This is a genomic window from Streptomyces sp. NBC_01283, from assembly GCF_041435335.1.
In the GTDB taxonomy this organism is placed as follows: Bacteria; Actinomycetota; Actinomycetes; order Streptomycetales; family Streptomycetaceae; genus Streptomyces.
Genome location: NZ_CP108430.1, coordinates 6,638,959 through 6,657,947, shown reverse-complemented (window position 1 = coordinate 6,657,947; position 18,989 = coordinate 6,638,959). Strand labels below are relative to the sequence as shown.

Sequence of the window (18,989 nt, the reverse complement as noted above, 5' to 3'; positions counted from 1 at the left end):
GGGACGGCACTGCGGGGAGAGGCGTGGTGGGCGGGTGCGAGTGAACCGGGCACCCGCCCACCGGGGATCAGCCGAAGAAGACCCCGACCTCGGAGTACAGCTTCGGGTCCACCGTCTTCAGCTTCGCCGTCGCGTCGGCGATCGGTACCCGCACGATGTCCGTGCCCTGCAGCGCGACCATCTTCCCGAAGTCGCCGTCGTGCACGGCATCGATCGCGTGCAGCCCGAAGCGGGTGGCCAGCCAGCGGTCGAAGGCGCTGGGCGTACCGCCGCGCTGGACATGTCCGAGGACGGTCGTCCGCGCTTCCTTCCCCGTACGCCCCTCGATCTCCTTCGCCAGCCACTCCCCCACGCCGGAGAGCCGCACATGCCCGAAGGAGTCCTGCGTCCCGTCCTTGAGCACCATCTCGCCGTCCTTGGGCATGGCCCCTTCCGCGACGACGACGATCGGCGCGTACGACGCCTTGAACCGCGAGGTCACCCAGGAGCAGACCTGGTCGACGTCGAAGCGCTGCTCGGGGATGAGGATGACGTTCGCGCCCCCGGCGAGCCCGGAGTGCAGCGCGATCCACCCCGCGTGCCGCCCCATGACCTCGACCACGAGGACGCGCATGTGCGACTCGGCGGTCGTGTGCAGCCGGTCGATCGCCTCGGTGGCGATGCCCACCGCGGTGTCGAAGCCGAAGGTGTAGTCCGTGGCGGACAGGTCGTTGTCGATGGTCTTCGGTACGCCGACGACATTGATGCCGTACTCGTCGGTGAGCCGGGCGGCGACGCCGAGGGTGTCCTCGCCGCCGATCGCGATGAGGGAGTCGACCTCGTATTTGGTGAGGTTCTCCTTGATCCGGCGGACGCCGTTCTCCGCCTTGAGCGGGTTGGTGCGCGAGGAACCGAGGATGGTGCCGCCGCGGGGCAGGATGCCCCGCACGGCCGGGATGTCGAGGGGAACGGTGTCGCCCTCCAGTGGACCGCGCCAGCCGTCCCGGAAGCCGACGAAGTCATAGCCGTACTCCTGCACGCCCTTGCGGACGACGCCCCGGATGACGGCGTTGAGCCCGGGGCAGTCGCCGCCTCCGGTCAGTACTCCGACCCGCATGGAAAAGTCCCTTCCGTCAGTGACCTGATGCGAGTCACGCTAATGGTGATCCAGGTCACTCAGGGACGGTCCGGATGGTCAATTCCTGTCCGGAACAGGGCAGTTGATCACTCGGGTTCACTCTTATGAGGGGTTGTCCGAGCGCTGCCCGGGCATTCACGCGTCGTCGAGACCCCGCTCTATCGCGTAGCGCACGAGCTCCACGCGGTTGTGCAGCTGGAGCTTGCCCAGGGTGTTCTGCACGTGGTTCTGCACGGTGCGGTGCGAGATGACCAGGCGCTCGGCGATCTGCTTGTAGCTCAGTCCCTTGGCGACGAGCCGCAGCACCTCGGTCTCGCGGTCGGTCAGCTGCGGTGCCTTCGGCTCGTCCGGGGCGCCGGGCGCCGGATCGGACGCCAGGCGGCGGTACTCGCCGAGGACGAGGCCCGCGAGGCCCGGCGTGAAGACCGTGTCGCCGACCGCAGTGCGGCGCACCGCGTCGGTCAGCTCGGCGGTGGACGCCGACTTCAGGAGATAGCCGGTGGCGCCGGACTTGACGGCCTCCAGGACGTCCGCGTGCTCACCGCTCGCCGAGAGGACGAGGACGCGCAGGGCCGGGTTGGCGGCGACGAGTTCCTTGCAGACCTGGACGCCCGGCTTCAGGGGCAGGTTCAGGTCGAGCACGAGGACGTCGGGCGCGACGGCCTGTGCGCGGCGCACGGCCTGCTCGCCGTCGCCCGCCGTGGCGACCACGTCGAACCCGGCCTCGGCGAGGTCGCGGGCGACCGCGTCCCGCCACATCGGGTGGTCGTCGACGACCATGACCCTGACCGGCTTCCCGCCGCCCTCGCCGTCCTGCTGTCGCTGCTGCTCGCTCATCGTTCCCTGCCTGCCTTCCCCCGTGTGCTGCCTACGTTCTCCGGGGCCGCCGCTACCCGCGGGACCCTCAGTTCCACTTCCGTGCCCTGGCCCGGCACCGAGATCAGCTCGGCCGTGCCCCCGATGTCCCTGAGCCGCCCCCGGATCGACAGGGCGACACCGAGCCGGCCCTCGCCCTCGGCCTCCGCGAGCCGCCCGTCGGGGATGCCGGGGCCGTCGTCCCGCACCGTCACGATCACGGCGTCCGGCTCGTCCTCGACCAGGATCCAGGCCCCGGCGTCCGGCCCCGCGTGCCGGTGGACGTTGTCCAGGGCGGCGCCCACCGCGGCGGCCAGTTCCCGCGCGGCCTTCGGCGCGAGGGCGACCGGAGCGCCCGGCTCCGAGACGGTCACCTTCGCTCCCGCGTACGGGAAGAGCAGCGACCGCAGGTCACAGGGCTCACCGTCAGAGGTGTCCTCATCGTCGTCCGGCTCCTCCACCGCGCGCACCACGGCACCCAGCGAGGCGTCCTCCGACTCGTGCGACGTCCGGACCAGGCCGCCCGCCACCAGCGTGCGCAGCGCGACCTCCTGCTCCCCCGCCATCCTGCCGAGCTCCGCCGCCTCGCCGCCGAGCGCGCTGCCGCGCCGCTGCACCATCGCGAGGACCTGGAGCACGCTGTCGTGGATGTCGCGGGCGAGCCTCTCCCGCTCGCGGGTCGCGGCCTCGATCTCCAGGGCGCGGGCCAGGGTGCGCTCGGAGGCGCGGGCCACCTCGACGACGTATCCGATCGCGATGGACGCGATGCAGACGAGCAGGACGTTGTGGAGCGTGTCCTGGGTGGGCCTGCCGCGCTGTGCGATGTTGGCGACGCCGACGAGCGCCGACGCGAACGCCGCCCACCGCCAGCCGCCCTTGATCGCGAAGGCGAGCACCGCGCCGGCCGTCCATATCGACGGCAGCGTCGGGCCGTCGTGGACGATCCGCTGGTGCGAGTCGGCGACCGGGGTGAGCAGGATGCCGGCCAGCGCGATCGTCAGGTCGGTGATCAGGAACCGCTTGGTGCAGTTCGCCGCGTTCGCGACCTTCGGCAGCGTGCCGATGGTCCAGCCGGCGAGCACCGCGTAGTACCCGACGGCCACCCAGGGGCGGTCGAAGTTCTCGTACGCGGCGACGAAGAGGCCGATCGCGTACAGCATCGTCAGTACGCGGTAGCCGGTCAGCGCACGCCACAGCGGCTGCTCGACCGACATCCTCATGACGCGCACGCGCTTGGTCATGTCCCCCACCCCTTGGCCACCCGTCAGGGTGCCCACCAGCTCCCCCATGCAGCGACGCGGTTACGCGCCGGACCGTTCCTTCTCGGCCGCCGCTGCCGCCTTCTCCGCCTTCTTCTCCGCTTCCTTCTCGGCCTTCGCCGCGTCCGCGAGGCGGCGCTTGGCCGCCGTCGCGTACTCGTCCACGTACTCCTGGCCGGACAGCTTCATGATCTCGTACATGACCTCGTCGGTCAGCGCCCGCAGGACGAACCGGTCGTGCTCCATGCCGTGGTACCGGCTGAAGTCGAGCGGCTTGCCGATCTTGATGCCGGGCCGCATCAGCTTCGGCATCACCTTGCCCGGCGGCTGGATCTTCTCCGTGTCGATCATCGCCACGGGGAGCACGGGCGCCCCGGTGGCGAGGGCCACACGCGCGAGGCCTCCCGGCTTGCCACGGTAGAGCCTCGCGTCGGGCGAACGCGTGCCTTCCGGGTAGATGCCGAAGAGCTCACCGCGCTCCAGTACCTCGATGCCGCTCTTGATGGCCGCCTCGCCCGCGCCGCGTCCGCCGGAGCGGTCCACGGGGAGCTGGCCGACGCCCTTGAAGAACGCCGCCGTGAGCTTGCCCTTCACGCCCGGGGACGTGAAGTACTCCGCCTTCGCGATGAAGGTGACCTTGCGGTCGAGGACCGCGGGCAGGAAAAAGGAGTCCGAGAAGGAGAGATGATTGCTCGCCAGGATGGCCGGTCCCTCGGCGGGTACGTTCTCAAGGCCCTCCACCCAGGGCCTGAAGCCGAGCTTCAGCGGCCCTCCGATGGCGACCTTCATTGCGCCGTAGATCAAACCGAGTGCCTCCTGTTAAGTGTGGATCAGACCTTAACCCGCAGTAAGCCCAAAGGGCCCGACGACCCTGGTCGGTGTCAGTCCGGTCGCGTACGGTGAAGTACTCCCACCCCGCAGCCACATCTCACGAAGGAGACCGAAGTGCCGGTCCTCCCCGGAGCCGAGCCGTACCGCCACGAGGGCGGCGAGGTCGGCGTCCTCCTCTGTCACGGCTTCACCGGATCCCCGCAGTCCCTGCGCCCCTGGGCGGAGTATCTGGCGGGCCGCGGCCTGACCGTCTCGCTCCCGCTGCTGCCCGGGCACGGCACACGCTGGGAGGACCTCCAGGTCACCGGCTGGCAGGACTGGTACGCGGAGGTGGAGCGGGAACTGCGGGCGCTCCTGGAGCGGTGCACGGAGGTCTTCGTCTTCGGCCTCTCCATGGGCGGGGCGCTGGCGCTGCGGCTCGCGGCGAAGCACGGCGACGCGGTGCGCGGGATCGCCGTGGTGAACCCGGGGAACAAGGTGCACGGCCTCGCGGCGCACGCGCTGCCGGTCGCCCGGCATCTGGTGCCCTCGACGAAGGGCATCGTGAGCGACATCGCCCTGGAGGGCTCGGAGGAGGTCGGCTACCACCGGATCCCGCTGCACGCCGCGCACTCCCTGCGCCGGTTCTTCCAGCGAGTGGACGGTGAACTGCCGCAGGTGACCCAGCCGTTGCTGCTGCTGCACAGCCCGCAGGACCACGTCGTACCGCCGGCCGACTCGGCCAGGATCCTCGGCCGGGTGTCGTCCACGGATGTCACCGAGATCATCCTGGAACAGAGCTACCACGTCGCGACGTTGGACCATGATGCGGACCGGATCTTCGAGGAGAGCTACGCGTTCATCGGCCGGCTCGCCCCCAGTGTCGGTAAGGAAGGGACGGCCACCGGTGGCTGAGCAGGACAAGATCGAACCCGACGGCGACGAGAGCCGCGAGCCCGAGAAGCGCGAGGAGCCTTCCGAGGGCCTGCCGCTCGACGAGGACGCGGCCTGGCAGGCGATCGTCGCGGGGTACGGCCAGGAGCCGGCGGACCCGCCGGGCGCCAAGCCGTTCAAGTCCATCGAGGATCTTGCGCTGCTGGAACCCGAGACGAACGAGACGCCGGGGCCGGGCGGCAAGGGCACCAAGAACCCCACGGCCCCCGACGACCCGGACGACTCCGGATCCAGGAAGACGCTCGGCGGCTCCGTCTCCTTCGCCCCGGGTGTCGGCGGCCCGCGTGACTACGCCGCCCCCGAGGCGTCGGACGACGACCTGGGCGCGGACGACGAGGGCCACTTCGTCCCGCCGGAGCCGCCACCGCTGCCCGCCGCGGACGTCACGGCGAAGTTCGCCTGGCTCGCGGTGCTCGGCGGCCCGCTGCTGCTCCTGCTCACCGTGCTGCTCGGCTGGACGATGACGTGGTGGCTGGCGACGCTCAGCATCGGCGGCTTCCTCGGCGGCTTCGCCACCCTGGTGTCGCGGATGAAGGGCGACGACGACGAGGAGAACGAGGACCCGGGCCGCGGCGCGGTGGTCTGACGGAGCTACGCGCTCGCGGCGGCGGGGATCCGGAGGGCGGCGAGCACCGGAAGATGGTCGGTGGCCGCCCGCAGGTCCGCCTCGCTCACGCCGTCGAGCTCCAACGGCACACCGCAGCCGAGGACTTCGACCCCCGGAGTAGTGAAGATCGCGTCGATGCGCTGATGCGGGTCCCACGGCGTCGAGGTGTTCTCGCCGCCCCAGGGCGTGGTCGCCCAGCAGTCCCGCAGCTCCGAGGCGAGCCTGCGGAACGTACGTCCCTTGGGCCGGTCATTGAGGTCACCGCCCGCGACGGCGTGCTCCACACCCATCCCGGCAAGCCGGTCGAGGAGCATCCCGCCCTGCTCGTACCGCTCGTCGGTCTGCAGGCTCAGATGGCAGCTCAGGACGCCGAGCCGGGCGCCCCCGAACCGCACGACGGCGGTAGCGAAGCCGCGCCGGTGCAGCCCTGGCGTCAGCGGAAGCAGCACGTCCTCGGTCCGCTCGACGGTGGCCCGCAGCGAGCAGAGCAGCGCGGGCCCCGATGCGGTGGCGCCGCCCGAGAGCAGCACCAGGTCGGCGGCGCGGGCGAGCCGCGCGAGCTTCTTGCGCCACCGGAAGAAGCGGGGCGCCTCCTGGACGAGCACGAGGTCGGGTGCGCAGGCGGCGATGACCCGGGCCAGCGCGTCGGTGTCGTCCCGCATCGACCGGATGTTGTAACTGAGCACCCGGATCACGGCTGAACCGTCGTCTTCGGTCCGGGAGTTGGGCAGCGTCACCATGGGGATCAAGATACGCGCCGCGGGGTGCTGTCACGACGAGGCCCGCCGCCCCGGAAGGGGACGGCGGGCCTCGTACAGAATCCGCGTACGAGCGGGGGCTAGCCCTGGCGGGCCAGGTCGGCGGCGCCCACGAGCCCCGCCTTGTTGCCGAGCTGGGCGGCGAGCACCTGCGCGTGCGGACGCCACTGTCCGCCGATGAGCCACCGGCGGAACGACTTGCGGATCGGGTCGAGCACCAGCTCGCCCTCGTCCGAGAGGCCGCCGCCGACGATGAACGCGGAGGGGTCGAAGAGCGAGGCCAGGTCGGCCAGGCCCGCGCCGACCCAGCGGGCCAGCTCGCGGTAGGAATCCACGGCGACCGGGTCTCCCTGGCGCGCTGCCTCGCTGATGTGCTTGCCCTCGATGCCGTCCACCGAGCCGTCGCCCAGGCCGAGGAGGATCTCGGCGGACTCGGGCGTCGCGTTGGCGCGCTGCTTGCCGTAGCGCAGGAGGGCGCGTCCTGAGGCGTACTGCTCCCAGCAGCCCTGGCTGCCGCAGCCGCACAGCAGGCCGTCCGGGACGACCCGGATGTGGCCGAACTCGGCGGCCACCCCGAAGCGTCCGCGCCGCAGCTTGTTGCCGATGATGATGCCGCCGCCGAGGCCGGTGCCCAGCGTGATGACGATGACGTCCTCGTGGCCCTGGCCCGCGCCGAAGCGGTACTCGCCCCAGGCAGCGGCGTTCGCGTCGTTCTCCACGACGACCGGCATGCCGACCCGCTGCTCGACCTTGTCCTTGAGCGGCTCGTGGCGCCAGTCGATGTTCGGTGCGAAGAGAACGGTGGCGCGCTTGTCGTCGACGTAACCGGCGGCACCGATGCCGACGGCCTCCACGTCGTTCCCCTTGCCGGCCCCGGAGACGGCGGCACAGATCGCGTCCACGATGCCTTCGGCGGTCGGCGGAGTGGGCACCGTGTGCGTGTCGAGAATGGTGCCCTCTTCGTCGACCACTCCGGCCGCGATCTTCGTGCCGCCGATATCGACGCCGATGGTGAGTCCCATGTGTCCCTCAGTTTCGGTCGAGCCCCGCTACGGCCAACCGTACCCGAGGGGGGCTCAGTCCAAGTCGATGTGTTCCGCGGGGCCGGGCCCCTCGTCGCGCGGGTCAGGGCCCTTCGCCGCGTCGCTCCCGCGGGTCCAGCGGCCCTCCTGGCCCTCGACCGCGGAGCGGTAGGCGGCGAGCAGTTCGCTGCCGGCGGTGGCGAGGTGGTCGAAGACGTCGGGGTTGCGTTCGATGACCGGCTCGACGGCGGCCTTCGCCTGCTGGACGACCTGCCGCACGGTCTGCTCGACGGCGCCCTGGGCGACCGCGCCGAGCAGCGGCGTCTGGAGTCCGGACAGCTTCTCCGACACGGCGTCGACGAGCTTGCGCAGCTCCTCGCCGGCCGATCCGGGCGGCGGACCGTACTGGGCACGGCGCCGGGCCTTCTCCGCCGCGAGGTCCTCGGCGCACGCCTTCGCCCACGCGTCGGCGTCGGTGTCGGCCGCTTCGGGTTCGGGCACTTCGTGCTCGGTGGCATCGCTCATGACGGACAGACTCCTGCGGAGGGCGGCTATGGATTCGTACTCTCGACGTTACCCGAACGGCGGTTGCCCGTTCACGGTGTCTGCGGCCACAGATCGGGGTCGGGCGCGAATCGCACCCGCAGCTCGCCCTCGCGCAGTCCGGCGCCCGCGACGGTGCAGCGGCGCAGGGCCGACGGCAGGGTCACCATGCGCCGGAAGGGACCCGCGGTGACGACGAGTTCGTCCCCGCGCCGGATCAGTCCGAGCTCCTCGCGTACGGCGCCGGGGAGCGGGATGTGCCAGACCAGTACGCCGTCGTCGGCGAGGGCGTCGACGACGGGCCACCGCACGGGCTCCGGTGCCCCGGCGGGAACGGGCACGGCGAGGGCGGCCAGGTCGTCGGCGCCGCGGGGATCGCGCCCCAGGTGCGGAAGCGGGAGAAGGTCTTCGCCGTACGTCTCCCGCCACGCGTCCAGCGTCTTGCGCTGCTGGGCGATGAGCCCGGCGAACCAGGTGTCGGCGGTGTCGGCGGGCAGGACGCGGTTGGCGTGCAGGGCGTCGGTGCGCAGGCCCTGCAGGGCGAGGCCGGTGACGGCGGCGCGCACGGCGTCGGCACCCGCGGGTCCGGGCTCGGCGACCAGGCGGACCGTGGTGCCCGGGGCCTCGATCACGGCCTGCGCGGCGGCGAGTTCGGTGTCCCAGCGGGCCGCGGTCTCGTACAGCCAGGCCGAGGGCATCGGGACGCCCGCGATGCGGCCGAGCATGGGGCGCAGGGCGCGGGCCGCCTGCCGCTCGGGCGGCAGGAGCCTGCGGAGGTAGCGGCGCAGCTGCTCGGGGAGGGCGAGGACCGCGAGGGCGCGGGGTGCCGGGGGCAGGTCCACCACCACGGTGTCGTACGCGCTCTGTCCGGCGTCGCGCAGGGCGCGCAGCAGGGCCAGCTCGTCGCTGCCGGGCAGGGGGGTGAGCTCCTCGTCCTCCAGGCGTCCGGCGCCGAGCAGGTCGAGCGCGGAGGAGGCGCGGTCCTGCAGGGCCAGGAGATCGTCGCGGAACTCGTCGCCGGGGGCCAGTCCCCTGACGGTGAGGTTCGCGTGGTCCGCGCCGAGGGGGTCGGCGCGGTCGGCGGAGATCAGCAGGGTCCGGTGCCCTTCGCGGGCGGCGGACAGCGCGGTGGCCGCGGCGACAGTGGTTCGGCCTGAGCCGCCGGGGCCGGTGAGCAGAAGGGTGCGCATAAGGGTGAACCGTACGTGAGCTGGCGCGGGTGCCTTTGACCCCGTGAGCCGAAACCCGTTCCGCCCGCCCCTTACTCCGCGGTGATCACTTCTGAGCGCCCGACTCCACTCGCTTCTTCAGGCCCGCGAGCGCCCGGTCGATGATGACCTTCTCCGCCTTGCGCTTGATCATCCCGAGCATGGGGATCTTGACGTCGACGATCAGCTTGTACGTGACCTCCGTGCCGGTCCCCGAGGGCTTCAGGAGGTACGACCCGTCCAGCGAGCGCAGCATCTGCGACTTGACGAGGGTCCAGCTGACCTCGTTCTCGCCGGTCCACGTGTACCCGAGCGTCTGGTCGTCCTTGATCGCGCCCGCGTCCATGACGAGGCGGACCTGCTTGGCGCGGCCCTGGTCGTCGGTGTCGAGCACCTCCGCCTCCTTCACCTCACCCGTCCAGTCCGGGTAGCGCGCGAAGTCGGCGATCACCCCCATCACCTCGGCCGGTGCCGCCTCGATCGTGATGCTCGAGCTGGTGTGTTCCGCCATCTCTGTGGCTCCTCCAGATGCGGTCCGGTACGGGGGGTGGTGTGTACATGTGTGACGCGTGAAGGCTACCGCGCACGAAGTGGCCCACGGTCACCACTCCAGGGCCCACGGCCTGCCCGAGCTCGCGAAGTGCCCCACGTTCACACACTCCGTCGCCCCGATCCGCATCCGCCGGGTCAACGGCTGGTGAACGTGGCCGAAAAGTGCGTACCGCGGGCGGGTCTTGTGAATGGCTGCGAGGAGGGCGCGACTGCCCCGCTCGAAACGGCGCGCGACGGTGTCGTACACGAGCTCGGGGACGTCCGGCGGGATGTGCGTGCAGAGCACGTCGACCTCGCCCACGGCCTCGATCTTGGCCGCGTACTCCTCGTCACTGATCTCATAGGGCGTCCGCATGGGCGTGCGAAGGCCGCCGCCGACGAACCCGAAGACACGGCCGCCGATCTCGGCACGGGCGCCGTCGAGGACGGTGGTGCCCGGGCCCGCGTACTCGGACCAGAGGGTCGGTATGTCGACATTGCCGTAGGTGGCGTACGTCGGGACGGGGAAGGCGGCGAACATCTCGGCGTACTGCTTTCGCACCGCTCTCTCGATGGCCGGACCGCGGTCTATCCCGGCCCACAGCCGGGCTCCGAACTCCCTGGCCTCGTCGAAACGGCGGGCGGTGCGCAGCTCTACGAGGCGGTCCGCGTTCTCCTTGCCGAAGAGGTCGGGGAAGATGCCGCGCGCGTGGTCGGCGTAGTCGAGGAACAGGACCAGGTCGCCGAGACAGACGAGCGCGTCGGCTCCCTCGCCCGCGCGGGCGAGATCCTTTGTGTTGCCGTGCACGTCACTGACCACATTGACCCGGAAAGCTGGCATGCCGATCACCCTAGAACGAGCGGGCAGAGGTGGGTAGAGGCCCCGAGAAGCATGGAGAAGGGGGCGGACCTGCGGTTACTTCCGAGTCGGGAATGGCGTGGCGTACTGTGCGGTTCAGACCACAAACGTCGTGTGACGCACCGAACATCTGGCCCGGACCCCCTACCGAACAAGCCATACCCATGGGTAACGTCCGGGCAGTCCAGTAGTGCTCCAGTTCTCTTTCCCCCCAGTCACGGAGCACCTGCCCGATCTTGGACCGCACCGTCGCATCGCACAACGTCGTGGCGCCGGCGCCCTATGTAGGAGCAGCAGTCTTGCGCGAGTTCAGCCTTCCGGCCCTGTACGAGGTCCCTGCGGACGGCAATCTGACCGACATCGTCCGCAGAAATGCCGCGCAGCACCCGGATGTCGCCGTCATCGGCCGCAAGGTGGACGGCGCCTGGCAGGACGTCAACGCCAAGACCTTCCTCGTCGAGGTGCGCGCCGCCGCCAAGGGGCTCATCGCCTCCGGAGTGCGCCCCGGCGACCGCGTCGCCCTGATGTCCCGCACGCGGTACGAGTGGACGCTCCTCGACTTCGCGATCTGGAGCGCGGGCGCGGTCACCGTGCCGGTGTACGAGACGAGCTCGGCCGAGCAGATCCAGTGGATCCTTGGCGACTCCGGCGCCGTCGGCATCATCGTCGAGCTCGACGCGCACAGCGCCGCCGTCGACTCCGTGCGCGACCGCCTTCCCGACCTGGTCAACGTCTGGCAGATCGACCGCGGCGGCGTCGATGACCTGAACCGCGCGGGCGCCGACGTCCCGGAGGAGACCGTCGACGAGCGCGGCGCGGTCGCGGGCGCCGACGACCCGGCCACCATCGTCTACACCTCGGGCACCACGGGCCGTCCCAAGGGCTGTGTGCTCACCCACCGCAGCTTCTTCGCGGAGTGCGGCAACGTGGTGGAGCGCCTCAAACCGCTCTTCCGCACCGGCGAGTGCTCGGTGCTCCTCTTCCTTCCCGTCGCGCACGTCTTCGGGCGTCTGGTCGAGGTCGCCGCCCTGATGGCGCCGATCAAGCTGGGCCACGCGCCCGACGTCAAGAACCTCACGGACGAGCTGGCCTCGTTCCGGCCGACCATGATCCTGGGCGTCCCGCGCGTCTTCGAGAAGGTCTACAACTCGGCCCGCGCCAAGGCGCAGGCCGACGGCAAGGGCAAGATCTTCGACAAGGCCGCGGACACGGCGATCGCGTACAGCCGCGCGCTCGACACCCCGAGCGGTCCTTCGCTCGGCCTGAAGATCAAGTACAAGACGTTCGACAAGCTGGTCTACAGCAAGCTGCGGGCCGTTCTCGGCGGGCGCGGCGAGTACGCGATCTCGGGCGGCGCGCCGCTCGGCGAGCGCCTGGGCCACTTCTTCCGCGGCATCGGCTTCACGGTCCTGGAGGGCTACGGCCTGACGGAGTCGTGCGCGGCCACCGCGTTCAACCCCTGGGACCGCCAGAAGATCGGCACGGTCGGCCAGCCGCTGCCCGGCTCGGTCGTCCGGATCGCCGACGACGGCGAGGTACTGCTGCACGGCGAGCACCTGTTCACGGAGTACTGGAACAACACGGGCGCGACCGAAGAGGCGCTCGCCGACGGCTGGTTCCACACCGGTGACATCGGCACGCTCGACGAGGACGGCTACCTCCGGATCACCGGCCGCAAGAAGGAGATCATCGTGACGGCGGGCGGCAAGAACGTCGCTCCCGCGGTGATCGAGGACCGGATCCGCGCGCACGCGCTGATCGCGGAGTGCATGGTCGTGGGCGACGGCAGGCCCTTCGTGGGCGCGCTCGTCACGGTGGACGACGAGTTCGTGGGCCGCTGGGCCCTGGACCACGGGAAGCCCGCGGACTCCACGGCGGCGTCGCTCCGGGACGACCCGGACCTTCTCGCGGAGATCCAGAGCGCGGTGGACGACGGCAACGCGGCCGTCTCCAAGGCGGAGTCCGTGCGCAAGTTCCGTGTCCTCGCTTCGCAGTTCACGGAGGAGTCGGGCCATCTGACGCCGTCCCTGAAGCTGAAGCGGAACGTTGTCGCGAAGGATTACGCGGACGAGATCGAGGCGATCTACCGCGGGTAGCGTTGACGGTTCCGCCCACTCGCCGTGGGGGGGACCCGTTCCTTGGCGACTCACGGTCGCTCGTGGTTGCTCGCGCAGTTCCCCGCGCCCCTGACGGGGCCCAGCTGAGCGCCCCTTAAGGGGCGCGGGGAACTGCGCGACAAGCCCATGACGGCGGTCAGTCGCGCAACACCCCCGGCGGCACCCCACTAGGCGCTACAGCAGCTCCCGCAGCTTCTCCGCCAGGAGATCCCAGCGCCACTTCTCCTCGACCCACTCCCGGCCACGCTCCCCCATACGCCGCCGCAACTCGCCGTCGCCGAGCAGGGTGACGATGCGGTCCGCCGCGGCCTCCGGGGAGCCGCCCCGGACCACCCAGCCCGTCTCACCGTCCAGCACCGCGTCCGGCGCCCCGCCAGAATCCCCCGCGACCACGGGAAGACCGGTCGCCGAAGCCTCCAGGTACACGATTCCGAGGCCCTCCACGTCCAGGCCGCCCCGCCGGGTCCTGCACGGCATCGCGAAGACGTCACCGGCGCCGTAATGCGCGGGAAGTTCCTCCCATGGCACCGACCCGGTGAACCGCACGGAGCCCGAGACCCGGGTCTCGGCGGCCAGCCTGCGCAGGTCCTTCTCGTAGGGGCCGCCCCCGACGATCAGCAGCACCGCCTCGGGCTCCTGGGCCAGGATCCGGGGCATGGCCAGGATCAGCGTGTCCTGCCCCTTGCGCGGCACGAGCCGCGAGACGCACACCACGACCGGCCGGTCCGTGAGACCGAGCCGGGCCCGCACGGCGTCCCCGCCCGATCCGGGGTGGAAGGTCTTCTCGTCGACGCCGGGCGGCAGTTGGACCATCCGTCCCGCCGCCGCGGGCGTCAGCGCCGCGGCGATGCGAGAACGCGTGTACTCACCCAGATAGGTGATCGTGTCCGTCGACTCACCGATGCGGCGGAGCAGTTGGCGTGACGCGGGCAGCTGCGCCCACCCCGCCTCGTGTCCGTGCGTCGTGGCGACGAGACGCCGCGCGCCCGCCTTCCGCAGCGCGGGCGACATGAGCCCCAGCGGTGCCGCGGCCCCGAACCACACCGACTCGCAGCCGTGTTCCCGCAGGAGCGAGACCGCGCGCCGCGTGACGCGCGGGGTCGGCAGCAGCATCGTCGTGGGGTCGCGTACGACCTGGAAGGGCTGCTCCGCGTCGAAGGCGGCCGTAGCCTCGGCGCCCTCGCGGCCCCGCTTCCACGTGGAGGCGTAGACGACGAGCTGTTCGGGGTCCAGGCGCAGCGCCATGTTGTGCAGGAACGCCTGGATGCCACCGGGCCTGGGCGGGAAGTCGTTCGTGACGATCAGGGTCTTGTGCATCGTCGCCGACAGTACCGAAAGCCCGGCAGAGCGTGCCTCTTGGCCCATTCGCCGCCACGCCCGGCATCATGGCTCACGAACCACAATGAAGTATCCGAAAAGGGGCGTGGTGCGCGTGGCGCGGATCCTGACCGTCTGGGTCCTGACCAGGACCATGCTGCTGCTCTGCGTCCTCAAGGTGCTCACCGCCCCCGGCCCCGACGTGACCAGCGACGTCGCCGTCATCTACCAGGGCTGGTACGAGGTCCTGCGCACCGGCACCTTCCCCCTCGACGACGTCACCTGGCAGTACCCGCCCGCCGCCGCGCTCGCGGTCCTCTCCCCCGCCCTGCTGCCCTTCATGGACTACACGTCGGCGTTCTTCGTGCTCGCCCTCCTCGCCGACACGCTCGTCTGCGGACTGCTCCTGTACGCGGGCAGGCGGCCCGGCAAGTCCCTCCGCGGGGCCTGGGTGTGGGTCGTGGGCGTGGCACTGCTCGGGCCGACCGTGTACGCCCGTTACGACGTGATGGTGACGGCCGTGGCGGTCGCCGCGCTGCTCGCCGGGGCGCGCCATCCCCGCACGATGGGCGCGCTCGCGGGGTTCGGGGCGCTGCTCAAGGTGTGGCCCGCCCTGCTGCTCGTCGGCGCGCCACGCGCGCGTGCCACCCGCAGTTCCTGGGGAGCGGCCCTCGCCACGGCCGTCGGCCTGTCCCTCGCCTTCCTGGTGACGATGCCCGGCGCGCTCGCCTTCCTGACCTTCCAGCGCGAGCGCGGCACCGAGGTCGAGTCGCTGGGCGCGCTCGTCTTCCATGTCGCGCGCCACTTCGGCTGGCAGGGCGACGTACAGCTCAACTACGGCTCGGTGGAATTCCTCGGCCCCTACGTCCCGCTGGTCAGCACGGTGGCGCAGGGGCTCTCCGTGGCCGCCTTCTGCTGGCTCCTGGTGTGGCGGCTGCGCGCACGCGTGTGGTCCGCGAGCACGGTCGCGGACGCGGCCTTCGTCGCCGTGCTGCTGTTCACGACGACGAGTCGGGTGATCAGCCCGCAGTACCTCCTGTGGCTGGTCGGCATCGCGGCCGTGTGCATGGCGTTTCGCGCGAGCCGTATGGAGCTGCCCGCGCGCCTGGTGCTCGCGGCCACGTTCGTCACGTTCCTGGAGTTCCCCGTCTGGTTCTCGCACGTGGTGGCGAGCGACCCGCTGGGCATCGCCCTGCTCCTCGTGCGCAACGGACTGCTCGTCGCCGCGGCGCTGCTGGCCTGCCGGAACCTGTGGCGGCAGACGGTGTCCGAGCCCCGGACCCGTGAGCGTGCTCCGGCGCCCGAAGAGGTCAGCCGAGCTCCGCGCGCAGATACGTACGCCAGCGCGCCGTGAACTCCTCCGGAGTGGTGTCCAGGACGTCTCGCAGCGCGTCCTCCAGGGCACCCGGCCTCTTCTTGTGCGCGCCGACCGCTTCGTAGAACTCCGTCAGCTCCTTCTCGCCCCACTGGTCCGCGATCATCCGGCAGGCCAGCCACGACCCTTCGTACGCCTGGGCCAGCTTCCCCGCGTCCCCGCTGAAGCCGAAGGCGTCGTCCTCGGGGAGCGTGCCGGGCAGCTGCTCCCGCTGGGCGGCCCGGCGCAGTTCGGGGGCGGCCTGCGTGGCGGTGCGGCCCGTGCCGCGGTAGCCCACCCAGTCGGCGAAGCCCTCGGAGAGCCACAAGGGGGTCGCCGGTGAGGTGCGCGCGCGGGTCGCGACGTGGGTCGCCTCGTGGGTGAGCACGACCTGCTTGCCGAAGTCACCGAGCACGCCGTACGCCTCGGGGTTGACGATGATCCGGTCGGCGGGCGCCTCCCCGGAGCCGCCGGTCTCCCCCGTGGTCACCGCCGCGATCCCCCGGTAGCCGGAGGCGGGCGCCCCCAGGAGCCCCGCCATGCCGTCCAGGGACCCCGGCACCATGACGACGACCCGCTCCGGCCACTTCCCCCGCCAGGCGTCCCGCACCTGCGGAACCGCCCGGTCGGCGAGCTCCGCGTACTCGCGCAGCGTCGTCTCGTCCCGCTCACCGCGCCTGATGCCCAGCACGAGGCTGTGAGCGCCCCGTACGGACGTCACGGGCCCCTGGTCCCAGAGTTGCTGCGTGGCCTTCTTCGCGGGCCGCTCAGAGGCGACGTACCACCGTCCGTCGCGTTCCTCCAGCGTGAGCGAGCGCGAGGTGACGAGCGGCTCGCTGTCGTAGCCCTTGATGCGGTAGCGCAGGTCGGCGGTGGCCGTGGCGCGCGCCCCGTTCCGCCGGAAGGCGGTCAGGCGGTACTGCCAGGACTGGAGCGGCACCTCGCGCAGGTTGTCGTAGGCCTCGGCGGCCCCGGTGCCCCCGGAGGACCCGGCAGCGCGGCCCGTCGCGCGGAACGCCGCCGCGTCCCGGTCGAGCACCGCTTCCGCACGCCGGTCGAGCAGCCTGCGCACGTCGCCGGGCGCGGCATCGGTCGCCGAGGGACCGCCGCACCCGACGAGCAGAGCGAAACAGATCCCCAGCACCCACGACCCACGCCCGCGACCAGCCACGTTTCAGATCGTACGGGCAGCGGGCGGCGGACCGCCGGTCAGATCCGCGTCACCGACGACACCGGCATCATGCCGACGGGGTCGTATCGCACGGGGGCGCCGGGGTAGGGCGCGTGCACGACCTGGCCGTTGCCGACGTACATCCCGATGTGGCTGGCGTCGTCGCGGTAGGCGACCAGGTCACCGGGCTTCGCCTGGGACAGGGGCACCTGGCGTCCCGCGTACCGCTGGGCCTGCGAGGTGCGCGGCAGGCCGACGCCCGCCTGCGCGTACGACCACTGGGTGAGGCCCGAACAGTCGAATCCGGACGGGCCGTTGGCGCCCCACACGTAGGGGCGGCCGATCGCCGACCGCGCCGCCGCGAGAGCGGCGGCGGCCCGCCCCGAGGTGGGCCCGGCGCTGCCGAGGTCCGGCATCTCGTCACGCCCCGAGCGCGACGTCCTGTCGTACTCCTCGCGGTCCCGCGAGGACAGGGAGTTGAGCAGCTTGCGCGCCTTGGCGAGCTTGTGTTCGACGCTCCGCTTGTGGCGGGCCACGGCGGTGCGGCTCTTCTCCAGCTCAAGGAGCTTGCGGCCGGCTTCCGTGCGCTCCTGCGCGAGGCTGCGCTGGGCCTTCTGCAGGTCGGTCAGTTCGCCTGCCTGCCGAGCGCTGATGCGGTCGAGCGCCGCCGCCTTCTCCAGATAGCCGTCCGGGTCGGAGGAGAGCATCAGGGCGACGGAGGGGTCGATGCCGCCCGAGCGGTACTGCGCCCCGGCGAGCGAACCGAGCGCGCCGCGCATCGTGTTGATGCGCTCCTGGCCGCGGGCGACGCTGTCCTTGGCCCGCTCGACCTGCTCGCGCAGCGTGTCCGCGCGCTCGTCGGCCTTGTTGTACGCCTCGGTGGCCTGCTCGGCCTCCTCGAAGAGGCGGTCCACCTTGGCCTTGGTGGTCGCCGGGGTGTCCTGAGGTGCGGCGCCGGCCGGTGTGGCGGCGAGGGCGGCCGCGGCGGTGGCCGCGGCGGCTGACAGGACGGTTACGCGCGTGCTCCGGTCAAGGCCGGACAGCGCGGGACGACGATGGGACCCCACGGGAAGCCGCTCTCCCTCCGCTGACGGACCCCCGGACAATGGACGAACCGGGGGAAGTCCCCCCGATCCGTCGGGGGAATGGGCGCGACAGTAGCCGTGGGATCACGTCACGGCCAAAGACCCCGCCGTGTACGCAAAGTGACGCCCCGCCGGAGACGCAGGTCACCGACGGGGCGTGGGGTCAGCTCGAGTTACCGGAATTCGCCCGTTTGGGCGGCACGCCGGTCGTTTCAGATGCGGACGCCGAACTGGAAGGAGCCGACGGTGGACATCGACTCGTAGCGCACCACGGCGCCCGGCTTGGGAGCGTGCAGGATCTGGCCGTTGCCCGCGTAGAAGCCGACGTGCGCCAGGCTGTTGAAGAACACCAGGTCGCCGGGCTTCAGCTCGCCGCGACCGATCTTCGTGCCGTCGTTCTGCTGGGTGTACGTGGTCCGGGTGATCTGCACACCGGCCTGGTTGTACGCCCACTGCGTGAGGCCGGAGCAGTCGTAGGAGTTGGGGCCGCTGCCGCCGGAGACGTAGGGCTTGCCGAGCTGCGTGGCGGCGGCGCTCAGGGCGGCCTGGCCGCGCTGCGATGCCGGGACCTCCTTGCCGAGGTCCACGCGGTCGCCGGCGCTGCGGCTGGCGCGCTGCTCCTTGGCGGCGAGGTCCGCCTTCTCCTTGGCGCTGAGGGTGTTGAGCAGCTTCTGGGCGGCGCCGAGCTTGCTCTGGACTTCCTTCTTCTTCTTGCCCAGTTCCTTGCGCGTGTCGGCGAGGTCCTTGAGCTTGTCGGAAGCCTCCTTGCGCTCCTGCGCGAGGGTCCGCTGCTTCTCCTGGACCTTCTTGAGCGCCTCGACCTGCTGACCGCTCAACTGGTCCATGGTGGACGCCTTGTCGAGGTAGTCGTCCGGGTCGGCGGAGAGGAAGAGCTGGACGGAGGGATCGATGCCGCCGGTGCGGTACTGCGCGCTGGCCATCGAACCGAGCCCGCCGCGGAGGTCGTTGAGGTCCTCCTGGCCGCGGGCGACCTTGTCCTGAAGCTCGCCGATCTCCTTCTCGAGCTTCTCCTGCTTCTCCTTGGCGCCGTTGTACCGGTCGGTGGCCCGGCCGGCGTCTTCGTAGAGCTTGTCGACCTTGGACTTGACCTCGTCCTTGCTCGGCTTCTCGCTGGGCGCCGCGTTGGCGGCCTGGGAGGTGAGTGCCACGGCAGCGGCGGCGGTCGCGGTGAGCACGGTCACGCGGGCTCGACTCGGCTGCTTGGGTCGACGATGGGACGCCACGAAGGCGGCTCCTTCTTCCTCCAGCCGCCTACCGAGATCCGGTGGGCGGGTACCGCCGCTGTCACCCCGGATGGGTGATCAACCGAGCGGAGGTTCGAGCCGTGACCTTAGTGACCTCCTTGTGATCAGTTCAAATCCTGAAGGGCAAAAAGTGGGGTGCCCGGCGCATATTTTACCG

General features: G+C 71.2%; 18 protein-coding genes. 4 read left to right on the top strand and 14 right to left on the bottom strand.

Annotated features, from left to right (window positions below; all coding sequences use genetic code 11):
* Window positions 1-67: 67 nt before the first annotated feature.
* The 4 genes from OG302_RS30125 to OG302_RS30110 form a co-directional block, all read right to left on the bottom strand.
* Window positions 68-1,096 carry a 6-phosphofructokinase gene (locus tag OG302_RS30125; RefSeq protein ID WP_371529643.1) on the bottom strand — a complete coding sequence of 343 codons (1,029 nt, stop codon included), beginning with the start codon at window positions 1,094-1,096 and terminating at the stop codon, window positions 68-70.
* Between the two features lie 156 nt (window positions 1,097-1,252).
* Window positions 1,253-1,954: a response regulator gene (locus OG302_RS30120; RefSeq protein ID WP_371529642.1), complete on the bottom strand. Its 702-nt coding sequence runs from the start codon at window positions 1,952-1,954 to the stop codon at window positions 1,253-1,255.
* Window positions 1,951-3,213: a MacS family sensor histidine kinase gene (gene macS, locus OG302_RS30115; protein ID WP_371529641.1), complete on the bottom strand. Its 1,263-nt coding sequence runs from the start codon at window positions 3,211-3,213 to the stop codon at window positions 1,951-1,953. The genes OG302_RS30120 and macS overlap by 4 nt, the downstream gene beginning before the upstream one ends.
* A gap of 60 nt (window positions 3,214-3,273) precedes the next feature.
* Window positions 3,274-4,020: a lysophospholipid acyltransferase family protein gene (locus OG302_RS30110; RefSeq protein WP_371750278.1), complete on the bottom strand. Its 747-nt coding sequence runs from the start codon at window positions 4,018-4,020 to the stop codon at window positions 3,274-3,276.
* A gap of 156 nt (window positions 4,021-4,176) precedes the next feature.
* Here OG302_RS30110 and OG302_RS30105 point away from each other — a divergent pair, with 156 nt between their 5' ends.
* Together OG302_RS30105 and OG302_RS30100 are read left to right on the top strand one after the other, a co-directional pair.
* A complete protein-coding gene (locus OG302_RS30105) occupies window positions 4,177-4,956 on the top strand; it encodes an alpha/beta fold hydrolase (protein WP_361826977.1) in 780 nt (259 codons plus the stop codon).
* The gene (locus tag OG302_RS30100; RefSeq protein WP_371750277.1) at window positions 4,868-5,581 is read left to right on the top strand and encodes a hypothetical protein; all 714 of its coding nucleotides are present in this window, start codon (window positions 4,868-4,870) and stop codon (window positions 5,579-5,581) included. The genes OG302_RS30105 and OG302_RS30100 overlap by 89 nt, the downstream gene beginning before the upstream one ends.
* 5 nt (window positions 5,582-5,586) lie before the next feature.
* Here OG302_RS30100 and OG302_RS30095 read toward each other — a convergent pair whose 3' ends face one another.
* The 6 genes from OG302_RS30095 to OG302_RS30070 all read right to left on the bottom strand — a co-directional run bounded on the left by OG302_RS30095 (window position 5,587) and on the right by OG302_RS30070 (window position 10,505).
* Window positions 5,587-6,342, bottom strand: a complete 756-nt coding sequence (locus tag OG302_RS30095; RefSeq protein WP_371529640.1) for an endonuclease/exonuclease/phosphatase family protein — start codon at window positions 6,340-6,342, stop codon at window positions 5,587-5,589.
* 98 nt (window positions 6,343-6,440) lie between these two features.
* On the bottom strand, window positions 6,441-7,382 hold the full coding sequence (locus OG302_RS30090; RefSeq protein WP_361826983.1) for an ROK family glucokinase: 942 nt from the start codon (window positions 7,380-7,382) through the stop codon (window positions 6,441-6,443).
* Window positions 7,383-7,436: 54 nt separating this feature from the next.
* Window positions 7,437-7,907: a DUF5304 domain-containing protein gene (locus OG302_RS30085; protein WP_371529639.1), complete on the bottom strand. Its 471-nt coding sequence runs from the start codon at window positions 7,905-7,907 to the stop codon at window positions 7,437-7,439.
* A gap of 71 nt (window positions 7,908-7,978) precedes the next feature.
* Window positions 7,979-9,115, bottom strand: a complete 1,137-nt coding sequence (locus OG302_RS30080) for an ArsA family ATPase (RefSeq protein WP_371529638.1) — start codon at window positions 9,113-9,115, stop codon at window positions 7,979-7,981.
* A gap of 85 nt (window positions 9,116-9,200) precedes the next feature.
* Window positions 9,201-9,644, bottom strand: a complete 444-nt coding sequence (locus tag OG302_RS30075) for an SRPBCC family protein (protein ID WP_371529637.1) — start codon at window positions 9,642-9,644, stop codon at window positions 9,201-9,203.
* Between the two features lie 90 nt (window positions 9,645-9,734).
* A complete protein-coding gene (locus OG302_RS30070) occupies window positions 9,735-10,505 on the bottom strand; it encodes a metallophosphoesterase (RefSeq protein WP_371529636.1) in 771 nt (256 codons plus the stop codon).
* Window positions 10,506-10,822: 317 nt separating this feature from the next.
* On the opposite strand from OG302_RS30070, the gene OG302_RS30065 reads away from it, so the two are divergent.
* Entirely contained in the window at window positions 10,823-12,619 is a 1,797-nt protein-coding gene (locus OG302_RS30065; protein ID WP_371529635.1) for a long-chain fatty acid--CoA ligase, read from the top strand.
* 195 nt (window positions 12,620-12,814) lie between these two features.
* On the opposite strand, the gene OG302_RS30060 is transcribed toward OG302_RS30065, so the two are convergent.
* Window positions 12,815-13,957 (bottom strand): glycosyltransferase family 4 protein, encoded by a 1,143-nt coding sequence (locus OG302_RS30060; protein WP_371529634.1) that lies wholly within the window; start codon window positions 13,955-13,957, stop codon window positions 12,815-12,817.
* A gap of 85 nt (window positions 13,958-14,042) precedes the next feature.
* Between OG302_RS30060 and OG302_RS30055 the strand changes: the two genes are divergently transcribed.
* A complete protein-coding gene (locus OG302_RS30055) occupies window positions 14,043-15,311 on the top strand; it encodes a glycosyltransferase 87 family protein (RefSeq protein WP_371529633.1) in 1,269 nt (422 codons plus the stop codon).
* Here the strand turns inward: OG302_RS30055 and OG302_RS30050 are convergent.
* From OG302_RS30050 to OG302_RS30040, 3 genes are all read right to left on the bottom strand, one after another.
* Window positions 15,268-16,482 (bottom strand): hypothetical protein, encoded by a 1,215-nt coding sequence (locus OG302_RS30050; protein ID WP_371529632.1) that lies wholly within the window; start codon window positions 16,480-16,482, stop codon window positions 15,268-15,270. The genes OG302_RS30055 and OG302_RS30050 overlap by 44 nt on opposite strands.
* Before the next feature lie 38 nt (window positions 16,483-16,520).
* Entirely contained in the window at window positions 16,521-17,549 is a 1,029-nt protein-coding gene (locus OG302_RS30045; protein ID WP_371529631.1) for an NlpC/P60 family protein, read from the bottom strand.
* 230 nt (window positions 17,550-17,779) lie between these two features.
* Window positions 17,780-18,811, bottom strand: a complete 1,032-nt coding sequence (locus tag OG302_RS30040) for an NlpC/P60 family protein (RefSeq protein WP_361827006.1) — start codon at window positions 18,809-18,811, stop codon at window positions 17,780-17,782.
* Window positions 18,812-18,989: the final 178 nt, after the last annotated feature.